General features: G+C 61.6%; 11 protein-coding genes. All 11 read right to left on the reverse strand.

Annotation, left to right across the window (positions count from 1 at the left end):
* Positions 1–357 precede the first annotated feature (357 nt).
* The 11 genes from prlC to PG896_RS19300 all read right to left on the reverse strand — a co-directional run bounded on the left by prlC (position 358) and on the right by PG896_RS19300 (position 10,846).
* Entirely contained in the window at positions 358–2,400 is a 2,043-nt protein-coding gene (gene prlC / locus PG896_RS19250) for an oligopeptidase A (RefSeq protein WP_270836094.1), read from the reverse strand.
* Between the two features lie 221 nt (positions 2,401–2,621).
* Positions 2,622–3,641 (reverse strand): porphobilinogen synthase, encoded by a 1,020-nt coding sequence (gene hemB / locus PG896_RS19255; RefSeq protein ID WP_039041081.1) that lies wholly within the window; start codon positions 3,639–3,641, stop codon positions 2,622–2,624.
* 3 nt (positions 3,642–3,644) lie between these two features.
* Entirely contained in the window at positions 3,645–4,430 is a 786-nt protein-coding gene (locus tag PG896_RS19260; protein WP_244812988.1) for a TatD family hydrolase, read from the reverse strand.
* Between the two features lie 111 nt (positions 4,431–4,541).
* Positions 4,542–5,294: a twin-arginine translocase subunit TatC gene (tatC, locus tag PG896_RS19265; RefSeq protein ID WP_010672360.1), complete on the reverse strand. Its 753-nt coding sequence runs from the start codon at positions 5,292–5,294 to the stop codon at positions 4,542–4,544.
* Entirely contained in the window at positions 5,291–5,749 is a 459-nt protein-coding gene (gene tatB, locus PG896_RS19270) for a Sec-independent protein translocase protein TatB (RefSeq protein WP_244812989.1), read from the reverse strand. Before tatB ends, tatC begins: the two co-directional genes overlap by 4 nt.
* A gap of 3 nt (positions 5,750–5,752) precedes the next feature.
* Positions 5,753–6,001 carry a Sec-independent protein translocase subunit TatA gene (gene tatA, locus PG896_RS19275; protein WP_010672358.1) on the reverse strand — a complete coding sequence of 83 codons (249 nt, stop codon included), beginning with the start codon at positions 5,999–6,001 and terminating at the stop codon, positions 5,753–5,755.
* Between the two features lie 39 nt (positions 6,002–6,040).
* Entirely contained in the window at positions 6,041–7,681 is a 1,641-nt protein-coding gene (gene ubiB / locus PG896_RS19280) for a ubiquinone biosynthesis regulatory protein kinase UbiB (protein ID WP_042017422.1), read from the reverse strand.
* A complete protein-coding gene (locus PG896_RS19285; RefSeq protein ID WP_201872756.1) occupies positions 7,681–8,289 on the reverse strand; it encodes a ubiquinone biosynthesis accessory factor UbiJ in 609 nt (202 codons plus the stop codon). The genes ubiB and PG896_RS19285 overlap by 1 nt, the downstream gene beginning before the upstream one ends.
* 8 nt (positions 8,290–8,297) lie before the next feature.
* Complete coding sequence (gene ubiE / locus PG896_RS19290; RefSeq protein WP_270836095.1) at positions 8,298–9,050, reverse strand: bifunctional demethylmenaquinone methyltransferase/2-methoxy-6-polyprenyl-1,4-benzoquinol methylase UbiE; 753 nt, start codon at positions 9,048–9,050, stop codon at positions 8,298–8,300.
* A 65-nt stretch (positions 9,051–9,115) separates the two neighbouring features.
* A complete protein-coding gene (gene crcB / locus PG896_RS19295) occupies positions 9,116–9,493 on the reverse strand; it encodes a fluoride efflux transporter CrcB (protein WP_010672354.1) in 378 nt (125 codons plus the stop codon).
* Positions 9,494–9,580: 87 nt separating this feature from the next.
* Entirely contained in the window at positions 9,581–10,846 is a 1,266-nt protein-coding gene (locus tag PG896_RS19300; protein ID WP_270836096.1) for a cytosine deaminase, read from the reverse strand.
* Positions 10,847–11,134 lie beyond the last annotated feature (288 nt).

The raw sequence follows: 11,134 nt of genomic DNA on the forward strand, positions 1-11,134 counted from the left end.
CGATGTGGAGCGGGTGATGTCACTTTGTAGCCGAGATTGGATAAAACTGACCTAATGTTTAATCCGATTGGTATGAGACAGGCTGGAGATGATTTGATAGACAGACTCGAGTGCTCGCCTCATGGCAAGGTTCTTTCTCTCCCTGGAAGGTAGAACCCGACTCTACTGAAGAGGCGGGGACAGTGCAAACATGCACTCAGCAAGATATTAAAAAGGCTTGGAAAAAGGGACCAAAAGGTCCCTTTTTCTATCAAAAATCACGTTTCGATCCCACTATGCCGCAAATGTGTACCTGCTTGAAGCTCCCGCAGTGGCGCGGCAGCTCATCCAATCGAGGCTCACTGTGGCGGCGGGACCTCACGCGGCGATACCGCTGTGACGCAGCAGCGCATCCACCTGGGGCTCCCGGCCACGGAAGGCACGGAACAGCTCCATCGGCTCCCTGGAGCCGCCCTTTTCCAGAATGTTCTTCAGGAAGGAGTGGCCCGTGGCCGGGTTGAAGATCCCCTCCTCCTCGAAGCGGGAGAAGGCGTCGGCAGAGAGTACCTCGGCCCACTTGTAGCTGTAGTAGCCCGCCGCATAACCGCCCGCGAAGATGTGGGAGAAGCTGTGCTGGAAGCGGTTGAACGCCGGAGGCGTCATCACGGCGACCTGGCTGCGCACCTCATCCAGCAGCGCAGGGATCTGATCCGCTCTGGTCGGGTCAAAGGTCTGGTGCAGACGGAAGTCGAACAGGGCGAACTCCAGCTGGCGCAGCATCTGCATCGCCGCCTGGAAGTTGCGGGCGGTCAGCATCTTCTCCAGCAGATCCGCGGGCAGCGGCTCCCCGGTCTCGTAATGGCCGGAGATGAAGGCCAGCGCCTCGGATTCCCAGCACCAGTTCTCGAGGAACTGGCTCGGCAGCTCCACCGCATCCCAGGCCACGCCGTTGATGCCGGCCACGCCAGCCACATCGATGCGGGTCAGCATGTGGTGAATGCCGTGGCCGAACTCGTGGAACAGGGTGACCACTTCGTTGTGGGTAAACAGGGCCGGCTTGCCGTCTACCGGGCCGTTGAAGTTGCAGGTCAGGTAGGCCACCGGCTTTTGCAGGGAGCCGTCCTGACGGTAGCGGCGACCCAGGCAGACATCCATCCAGGCGCCGCCCTGCTTGTGCTCACGGGCGTAGAGATCCAGGTAGAAGCTGCCGCGCAGCTCGTCATCGGCGTCAAAGATGTCGTAGAAGCGCACGTCCGGGTGCCAGGTGTCGATGCCGAGACGCTCGCGCACCTTCATGCCGAACACCCGCTTGACCACCTCGAACAACCCCTTCACGACCCGACCAGCGGGGAAATAAGGACGCAACTGCTCATCAGAGACCGAAAACTTGTGCTGTTTGAGCTTTTCTGCGTAATAGGCAAGATCCCAAGCCGCCAGTTCGTCCTGACCGTGCTGCTCGGCGGCAAAGACGCGGATCTCTTCGAGCTCCGCCTTGCCTTGGGGCAGGGACTTGGCAGCCAGGTCGGTGAGGAACTCCACCACCTGCTCCGGCTTGTCCGCCATCTTGGTCGCGAGGGAGAGCTCGGCATAGTTGGCAAAGCCCAGCAGTCGGGCCAGCTCCCGGCGCAGGGTGAGCAACTCGGTCATGATGGCGGAGTTGTCCCACTTGCCGGCGTTGGGGCCCTGGTCGGAGGCGCGGGTGGTGAAGGCCTCATACAGCTCGGCACGCAGGGCGCGGCTGTCGGCATACATCATCACCGGCAGGTAGGAGGGGATGTCCAGGGTGAACAGCCACCCCTCCTTGCCCTTGAGTTCGGCCATCTGGCGCGCGGCAGCCTGGGCGCTCGCGGGTAGACCGGCCAGCTCGGCCTCGTCGGTCACCAGCTTGTGCCAGCCCTGGGTCGCGTCCAGCACGTTGTTGCTGAAACGGGAGGCGAGCTCCGAGAGGCGGGCCTGGCTCTCGCCGTAGCGCTGCTGCGCCTCGGCAGGCAGACCGATGCCGGAGAGGCGGAAATCGCGCAGGGTGTTCAGGATCTCCTTGCGCTGGGCATCATCGAGCCGGGGGAAGTCATCGCTCTCGGAGAGGGCCAGATAGGCTTGATAGAGCCCTTCATGCTGACCGACATAGGTCTGGAATTCGGACAGCAGCGGCAGGCAGGCATCGTGAGCCGCCCGCAGCGCCTCGCTGTTCTGCACGGCGTTGAGGTGGCTGATGGGGGACCAGATCCGTGAGAGGCGGTCGTTGACCTCTTCCAGCGGGGCGATCAGGCTGTCCCAGGTGTGAGGCTCCTTCTGGGCCAGCACGTCCTCAATCTTCTGTTTGCAATCAGCGATGGCCTGCGTCACGGCAGGTTGCACCTGATCGGGCTGGATCTGGCTGAAGGGAGGCAGCGAGTCCATTGTCAGCAAAGGGTTAGTCATCTGCGGTACCTCTAAATGCTCTGCAGCCCCTGCCGTCCAGAAGCCTGCTTGGACCATCTAAGATGTAGGCAGAAACCCCATTTATCAAGCCTTTGCCGCCAAGAGACGGGCTTGTTGCCCACTTTTTCAGGCATTTTGTTCATAAAACCAGCATTTCATCTGCCAGAGACGACAATGCCGGCCCGAGGGCCGGCATTGTGAGGGCATGGACACTCCCCGCCTCAGCGTCGGGCGTCCTCTTTCAACCACTGGGCGACCCGCTTGGCGAAGTAGGTGAGGATGCCATCGGCCCCGGCCCGCTTGAAGCAGAGCAGGGATTCCATCACGCACTCTTTCTCCTTGAGCCAGCCATTCTGGATCGCCGCCATGTGCATGGCGTACTCGCCGCTCACCTGATAGGCGAAGGTCGGCACGCCGAACTGATCCTTCACCCGACGGATGATGTCCAGGTAGGGCATGCCCGGCTTGACCATGACGCTGTCTGCCCCTTCGGCGATGTCGAGGGCCACCTCGTGCAGGGCTTCGTTGCCGTTGGCCGGGTCCATCTGGTAGGTGGCCTTGTTGCTCTTGCCGAGGTTGGCGGCGGAGCCCACCGCATCGCGGAACGGGCCGTAGTAGTGGGAGGCGTACTTGGCGGAGTAGGCCATGATCTGCACGTTGACGAAGCCATTCTCCTCCAGCGCCGCGCGGATGGCACCGATGCGGCCGTCCATCATGTCGGACGGTGCCACCATGTCGGCCCCGGCGGCGGCATGGGAGAGCGCCTGCTTCACCAGGATCTCGGTGGTGATGTCGTTCTGCACATAGCCTTCGTCATCGATGATGCCGTCCTGGCCATGGGTGGTGAAGGGGTCGAGCGCCACATCGGTGATGACCCCGAGCTCCGGGAAGCGAGCCTTGAGGGCACGGGTCGCCCGCTGGGCCAGGGCATCCGGGTTGTAAGCCTCTTCCGCCATCAGACTCTTTCTCTCCAGCGGCGTCACCGGGAACAGGGCCACCGCCGGCACACCCAGGGCCACCAGTTCGGCGGCCTCTTCGAGCAGCAGATCGATGGAGAGCCTGTCCACCCCCGGCATGGAGGCAACGGCCTCTCGCTGACCCTCCCCCTCCAGCACGAACACGGGATAGATGAGATCGTCGACGGTCAGTACGTTCTCGCGCACCAGGCGGCGGCTGAAGTCATGTTTGCGCACCCGGCGCAGGCGACGGCCCGGGAAGGCCCCCGGAAGAGTTGTGGCCATGAATCACTCCAAAAGCGGAAGTTGGAAGAATGCGGCGGAGGTGGCCCGGGTATGGGCCAGCAAGGCCTCGGGCGCTTCACCACGGCAGGTCGCCACCACCTGGGCGATGTGCGGCAAAAAAGCGGGTTCGTTGCGTTTGGGCCTGGGTTTCAGATCCCGCGGCACCAGGTAGGGGGCGTCCGTCTCTATCATCAGGCGACCCGCCGGAATGCGGGCCACCTGCTCGCGCAGCAGCTGGCCACGGCGCTCGTCACAGAGCCAGCCGGTCACCCCGATATGCAGCCCCAGCGCCAGGCACTCGTCCAGCTCGGCGTCGGAGCCGGTGAAGCAGTGCAGCACGGCCCCCGGCAGGCGGGGCAACCAGGGGCGCAGGATCTCGACGAATTTGTCATGGGCATCGCGGCAGTGCAGAAACACCGGCATCCCGAGCTCGGCGGCGAGCGCCAGCTGGGCGTCAAACACCGCATCCTGCACCGGGCGGGGGGAGAAGTCCCGGTTGTAGTCGAGACCGCACTCGCCGATAGCCACCACCTGGGGCAGGGCCGCCAGTTCCCGCAGGGCGGGCAGGGTCGTCTCATTGACGCTTTTGGCATCATGGGGATGCACCCCGGCGGTGGAGAAGCAGTAACCGGGCCAGCGGGCGGCCAATGCGGCGCTCTCGCGGCTGCCGGCCAGATCGGTGCCGGTCAGGATCAGGGCTTCCACCCCGGCGGCGCGCGCGCGTTCCACCAGGTCGGCCTGTTCGCCTGCGAACTGGCTGCTGGTCAGGTTCAAACCGATGTCGATCATGGAGTCAGGGGTTCCGGACAAACGAGGTGCATATCAGGCATTTGAAAACCATCTACTCGATGGGGCCTTACCATACGCCTCGAACGGATGCATGAAAAGAGGAAGGGAGCCTCAGCTCCCCTCTTCCGTTTGTTGCTGCTCCTCGTCCTCTTTCTTCACGTAGAAGCGGGCGAAGAACAGACCTATCTCCCACAGGCCCCACATGGGGATCGCGAGCAGAGTCTGGGAAAAGACATCGGGCGGCGTCAGCAACATACCGACCACGAAGACCCCGACGATGACGTAAGGGCGCTTCTCCTTCAGGCTCCTGGGGGTGGTCACCCCGGTCCAGCAGAGCAGTATAGTGGCCACCGGGATCTCGAACGCCACCCCGAACGCGAAGAACAGGGTCAGCACGAAGTCCAGGTAGCTGGCGATGTCGGTCGCCACCGTCACCCCGGCGGGGGCGGTACTGGTGAAGAAGCCGAACACCAGGGGGAACACCACGTAGTAGGCGAACGCCATCCCCGCGTAGAACAGCACGGCGCTGGAGGCCACCAGAGGCAGGATCAGCCGCCGTTCGTGCTGGTACAGACCGGGTGCGATGAAGGCCCAGGCCTGATAGAGCAGATAGGGGATCGCCACGAAGAAGGAGACCACCAGGGTCAGCTTGATGGGCGTGATGAAGGGCGTCGCCACATCCGTCGCTATCATGCTGGTGCCTGCCGGCAACTGGCTGAGTAGCGGCTGGGCCACGAAGTCGTAGATGTTGTTGGAGAAGTAGATGAGCGCGATGAACACCAGCAGGATGGCGGAGATCGCGCGCAGCAGACGGGTTCTCAGCTCCACCAGATGGCTGATGAGGGGCTGTTCTGCCTGACTCATGGCTTCACCTCCCCTTTGGCTGCGGACTCGCTGGCGGGCACAGGCTCGCTCTCTCGCTGGCTGTTGACCGGTGGCACCTCTGGGGTCGCGGGCACCGAGGCCGCCACCGGAGTGGCTGGCTCAGCCTGGGCGAGCTCCCGAGGCGGGCGGATCTCGTTCTCCCCCTGATAGGGACGATTCACAGACTGGGCGGCCGCTTTCAACTGCTCGATGGACTCCTGCAGCTCGGGGCTCAGGTTGTTCATCTGCAACCGTTCGGCCTTCTTCAGGTCGTTGTGCAGATCCTGCAACTTGAGCTCCTGTTCCAGCTCGGCCTTGACCGAGTTGGCGGTGCTGCGGATCAGCCTTATCCAGTGGCTGGCGGTGCGGATCGCGACCGGCAACCGCTCGGGACCCAGCACCACCAGGGCGACGACGCCGATGACGACCAGTTCCCAAAAACCGATGTCGAACATGGCTTAGGCCTGATCTTTGTCTTTCTGCTTGGCGGCTTCGGCGTTGCTGGCCGTCTCGTTCAACTGCTTGGTCGGGAACTCGGCATCTTTCTGCTCGGGTTTGGTGTCGGCCGGCTCATCGGAGAGCGCCTTCTTGAACCCCTTGACCGCCGCGCCCAGATCGCCGCCGATACCGCGCAATTTCTTGGTGCCGAACAACAGCACGACGATGACTGCGATGATCAACAACTGCCAAATACTGATACCACCCATGACTTTTTCTCCGGATAGGCGCCCGATGGCGCAGGTTATTTAATGGGAACGGGTTCGCAACCAACCCAGCAGCCAGCATAACCCGGCGCCGGCGAGGCTGATTTGTCCCCACTCAATGTGTTGTTTCTGGGTCAGCAAGAATACACCCGCGAGCAGCAGGCTGGCTCCAACCCCTAAGAGGTAGCGAGCCTGCCCCTGACGGCGACTGTGGCGACGGAAATCGGCAAACATCTGGTCGAAGTGGTGCTGCTGATGGCGGGCCTGACGCAGGGTCTCGTAGACCAGCTCCGGCAGCTCCGGCAGTTTCTCCGCCCAGAACGGCGCCTTCTCCTTGATGGCATTCCACACCGCCTTGGGGCCGACCTGCTCGTGCATCCAGTTTTCCAGATAGGGCTTGGCGGTCTGCCACAAATCCAGCTGGGGATAGAGCTGGCGACCCAGCCCTTCCACATAGAGCAGGGTCTTTTGCAGCAGCACCAGCTGCGGCTGCACCTGCATGTTGAATCGACGGGCGGTGTTGAACAGATTGAGCAGCACGTGGCCGAAGGAGATCTCGGAGAGCGGTTTCTCGAAGATGGGCTCCAGCACGGTGCGGATGGCGAACTCGAACTCGTCCACCTTGGTATCGGGTGGCACCCAGCCTGACTCCACGTGCAGCTCGGCCACACGGCGGTAGTCGCGATTGAAGAAGGCGAGGAAGTTCTCCGCCAGGTAGCGCTTGTCTTCCCGGTTGAGGGTGCCGACGATGCCGCAGTCGATGCCGATCCAGAGCGGATTCTCCGGGTGTTCGAAAGAGACGAAGATGTTGCCCGGGTGCATGTCGGCGTGGAAGAAGCTGTCGCGGAACACCTGGGTGAAGAACACTTCCACTCCGCGCTCGGCCAGCAGCTTCATGTTGGTGCCGTTGGCTTCCAGCGCGGCAATGTCGGAGACCGGAATGCCGTAGATCCGCTCCATCACCAGCACCTGCTCGCGGCAGTGCTCGGTGAACACCTCGGGCACGTAGAGCGCCTCGGAGCCGGTGAAGTTGCGGCGCAACTGGATGGCGTTGGCCGCTTCGCGCATCAGGTTGAGCTCGTCGAGTATGGTCTTGCGATACTCCTCCACCACCTCGACGGGGCGCAGTCGTCCGCTCTGGGGCACGAAACGGGCCACCAGACGGGCCAGGGCCTGCATCAGGCGCAGGTCGGCCTCAATGACCGGCTCGATATCGGGACGGATCACCTTGATGACGATCTCGCGGCCGTTCTCCTTCAACCGGGCGGTGTGCACCTGGGCGATGGAGGCGGATGCCAGCGGCGTCTCGTCGAAGTCATCGAACAGGGTCTCGACGGGGCAACCCAGGCTCTCTTCTATCTGGCGACGGGCGGCCTGACCACAGAAGGGAGGCACCCTGTCCTGCAGCAGGGCCAGCTCTTCGGCAATGTCGGGGGGCAGCAGGTCTCGGCGGGTCGAGAGCATCTGGCCGAACTTGATGAAGATGGGGCCCAGGGCCTCGAAGGCGAGGCGAATGCGGGCGCCACGGCTCATGCCTTGTTGCTTGTTCTTGAGCCAGAACAGACTGCGACGGGCCAGACGGCCAGGCCAGGGCTGATAACGGGCGGGCACCAGCTCGTCGATGCCCTGTTCCAGCAGGATGCTGACGATGCGATAGAGGCGTTTGAACTCCTTCGGGGTCATCAGCTCACCTGCTGTTCGAGGCGGGCAAGCCGCAACTCGATCGCCTTCATCTGTTGGGCCAGCTCTTCGACATCGTCATTGAAGCTCGCCACTTCCAGCGGACCCGGGGCAAGCCTAGCCTCCTCGGTCAAATACTCGGCCACTTGACGCTGGGAACGGCACAACTCTCGCCCCACAAAACGGCGAGCCTGACGGGCACCACTGCACAGGATGTGGGCCACCACGTCGCCGGTGTAGCGGGACAGCTCCTCTTCCCAGTCGATATCGAGCTCGCCAAGCAGGGCGCTGAATGCCTGCACCAGCTGGGGGTCACCGCTCAGGTCCAGCTTCTCCTCGCGGATGTAGCGGGTCAGGGCGGAAGGCTCCTTGAGCAGGCCGAGGGCGGTCAGGGAGAGACTCAGCACCGCATCCGCCTCCCCTTCAAACCTGGCCAGCACATCCAGACGGCGCTCCGAGAAGACAAACCAGAGCGGCTTGAGCTCGCGCAGCTCCAGTTTGAGTACCTTGCCCGTCAGCTTGCGCAACCGCTCCGGGCTCTGTTTGTCCAGGGCCAGCAACTGGTTGAGGCTGGTTTCGATCACTGCGGTGACCATGGCATCCATCGGCATAGGCGACCTTAAAACTTGTAACCGCGGTGCAGGGCGACCACGCCCTGGGTCAGGTTGTAAAACTCGACCTGTTCGAAACCGACATTCTCCATCATGCCTGCCAGGGTCTGCTGATCCGGGTGCATGCGGATCGATTCCGCCAGGTATTTGTAACTTTCGCTATCATTCGCGACGATTTCGCCCATTTTCGGCAGCAATTTGAAGGAGTAGAGATCATACAGCTTGGCGATCACTTCGCTCACCGGCTTGGAGAACTCCAGCACCAGCAGGCGGCCACCCGGCTTGAGCACCCGGAACATGGAGGCAAGCGCCTTGTCCTTGTCGGTGACGTTGCGCAGGCCGAAGCCGATGGTGATGACGTCGAAATGGTTGTCAGGGAACGGGAGCGCCTCGGCATTGGCCTGTACGTAGGAGACGTTGTTGGCCACCCCCAGGTTGCGCAGTTTGTCGCGGCCCACTTTCAGCATGGAGTCGTTGATGTCCGCCAGGACCACCTGACCGGTCTCACCCACGATGCGGGAGAACTTGGCGGTCAGATCCCCTGTACCGCCAGCCAGATCCAGCACCTTCTGTCCTTTGCGGACACCGGAGCAGTCGATGGTAAAGCGCTTCCAGAGGCGATGGATGCCGAACGACATCAGATCGTTCATCAGATCATACTTGGCCGCTACCGAATGAAAGACACCGGCGACCAGGGTTTCCTTCTCGGTCGCTGCCACGGTTTTATAGCCAAAATGCGTAGTAATAGTCTGTTCCGACATCCCTCAAATACCCATAGAGCAAAGAATGGCCGCCAGTTTACCAGAGCCGATGGCGTGCGGACACCTCAAACCCGGCTTGCGACCAACTGCATCCCCAGCACGACCATGGCCAGACAGAGGAACAGATTGAGACCGATATTGAGCAGCGCCTTCAGATAGGCCCCTTGCTGGGCCAGCACGACCGTGTCGAGGGCAAAGGAGGAGAAGGTGGTCAGGGCACCGAGGATACCCACCATCAGCAATGGCTTCATCGGGTGTTCCACCACGTGACCATGGCTGATCAGGGCATAAGCAATCCCCATGATGAAGGAACCCACCACGTTGACCACCAGGGTGCCATAGGGAAAGTGGCGTCCCAGCAGCCAGGCCATCAGCTCGGCGATGCCAAAACGCAGGCAGGCACCGAAGGCGCCTCCGGCAGCGACAAATAACCAGGTTTGCATCAAGCAGGCTCCAAGAGTGTCAGGTTGGCATTATGCAAAATCTCGACAGCAGGGGACAGCCGGGCAATTAATCGACCCGGCAAGACCCTAGCGGCGAAAGTCTACCGGTTCTGGATTCACAAGATGGAGGGCCGTCTCGGCCGGGCGAGTATCGGCGATGACTCTGCCATGACGGATGGAATAACGTACCGGCACCTGGCGGCGCACCGCATCGAAACCATTCTCTGCAGGAAGGATCAGCAGGTTGGCGGGCTTGCCCACCTCGATGCCGTAGCGATCCTGCACGTTCAGGGTGCGGGCACTGTGACAGCTGATCAGCTTGAGACTGTCGTTGATCTGTTCGTAGCCCATGATCTGGCAGACATGCAGCCCCATGTGCAGCACCTGCAACATGTTGGCCGTGCCCATGGGATACCAGGGATCGAACACGTCGTCGTGGCCGAAGCAGACGTTGATGTTCGCCTCCAGCATCTCCTTCACCCGGGTGATGCCACGGCGCTTGGGATAGCTGTCGAAGCGCCCCTGCAGGTGAATGTTCACCAGCGGATTGGCCACGAAGTTGATGTCCGCCATCTTCAGCAGCCTGAACAGCCGCGACGCATAGGCACCGTTGTAGGAGTGCATGGCGGTGGTATGACTGGCGGTCACCCTATGGCCCATGCCGCGCTCGTAGGCCAGGGTTGCCAGCGTCTCGATAAAGCGGGACTGTTCGTCATCGATTTCGTCGCAATGCACATCCACCAGAACCTGATATTTCTCCGCAAGATCAAAGACGTAGTGCAGACTTTCGACCCCGTACTCCCGGGTAAACTCGAAATGGGGGATAGCACCGATCACGTCGGCCCCTAGCTGGAGAGCTTCCTCCAGCAGTGCCTTACCGTTGGGGTAGGAGAGGATCCCCTCCTGTGGAAAGGCCACTATCTGCAGCTCCACCCACTCCTTCATCTCCTCCCGCACCTCCAGCATCGCCTTCAAGGCGACCAGATTGGGGTCGGAAACATCCACGTGAGTGCGCACGAACTGGATGCCGTTGGCAATCTGCCATTTCAGTGTCTGGATGGCGCGTTGTTTCACATCCTCATGGGTCAGCAGCGCCTTGCGCTCGGCCCAACGCTCGATCCCCTCGAACAGGGTGCCGGAGAGGTTCCAGCTCGGTTCACCGGCCGTCTGGGTGGTATCAAGATGGATGTGAGGCTCGATAAAGGGGGCGATGGCGAGACCCTCCTCACCATCAAGCTCGCGGGCAGAGAGCAGCTGGGTGCTCATGGGCTCGATGGCCCGGATCACGCCTCCCTGACAGAGGATTTGCCACATCCCTTCCCTGCCCGTCAGACGCACATTCCTAATCAGCATGTTCTTTCCCCTTCGAAAGCGTCGTTGTCTTTGCCAATCCACAACTTAGCCCGGATCCCTTTAAGAGAGAAGCGCCGCCCGGAAAGCATACGGGATAGAAAGGGAAGATATGCCAGCAACAAGAAGGTGCGACATTGCAGGACTGCAATTTGCGATGGATGGCTGAAAGGCAGACACAAAAAAGCCTCCCGATTGGGAGGCTTTCTTATTTAATGGTGCTGATACCCAGAATCGAACTGGGGACCTCATCCTTACCAAGGATGCGCTCTACCGACTGAGCCATATCAG

The organism is Aeromonas sp. QDB30, assembly GCF_027707645.1.
Classification (GTDB): Bacteria; Pseudomonadota; Gammaproteobacteria; order Enterobacterales; family Aeromonadaceae; genus Aeromonas; species Aeromonas caviae.

Bases quoted from the DNA above. Each gene is read 5' to 3' on its own strand.
- prlC (WP_270836094.1), bottom strand. From the start codon at position 2,400: ATGACTAACCCTTTGCTGACAATGGACTCGCTGCCTCCCTTCAGCCAG.
- hemB (WP_039041081.1), bottom strand. From the start codon at position 3,641: ATGGCCACAACTCTTCCGGGGGCCTTCCCGGGCCGTCGCCTGCGCCGG.
- PG896_RS19260 (WP_244812988.1), bottom strand. From the start codon at position 4,430: ATGATCGACATCGGTTTGAACCTGACCAGCAGCCAGTTCGCAGGCGAA.
- tatC (WP_010672360.1), bottom strand. From the start codon at position 5,294: ATGAGTCAGGCAGAACAGCCCCTCATCAGCCATCTGGTGGAGCTGAGA.
- tatB (WP_244812989.1), bottom strand. From the start codon at position 5,749: ATGTTCGACATCGGTTTTTGGGAACTGGTCGTCATCGGCGTCGTCGCC.
- tatA (WP_010672358.1), bottom strand. From the start codon at position 6,001: ATGGGTGGTATCAGTATTTGGCAGTTGTTGATCATCGCAGTCATCGTC.
- ubiB (WP_042017422.1), bottom strand. From the start codon at position 7,681: ATGACCCCGAAGGAGTTCAAACGCCTCTATCGCATCGTCAGCATCCTG.
- PG896_RS19285 (WP_201872756.1), bottom strand. From the start codon at position 8,289: ATGCCGATGGATGCCATGGTCACCGCAGTGATCGAAACCAGCCTCAAC.
- ubiE (WP_270836095.1), bottom strand. From the start codon at position 9,050: ATGTCGGAACAGACTATTACTACGCATTTTGGCTATAAAACCGTGGCA.
- crcB (WP_010672354.1), bottom strand. From the start codon at position 9,493: ATGCAAACCTGGTTATTTGTCGCTGCCGGAGGCGCCTTCGGTGCCTGC.
- PG896_RS19300 (WP_270836096.1), bottom strand. From the start codon at position 10,846: ATGCTGATTAGGAATGTGCGTCTGACGGGCAGGGAAGGGATGTGGCAA.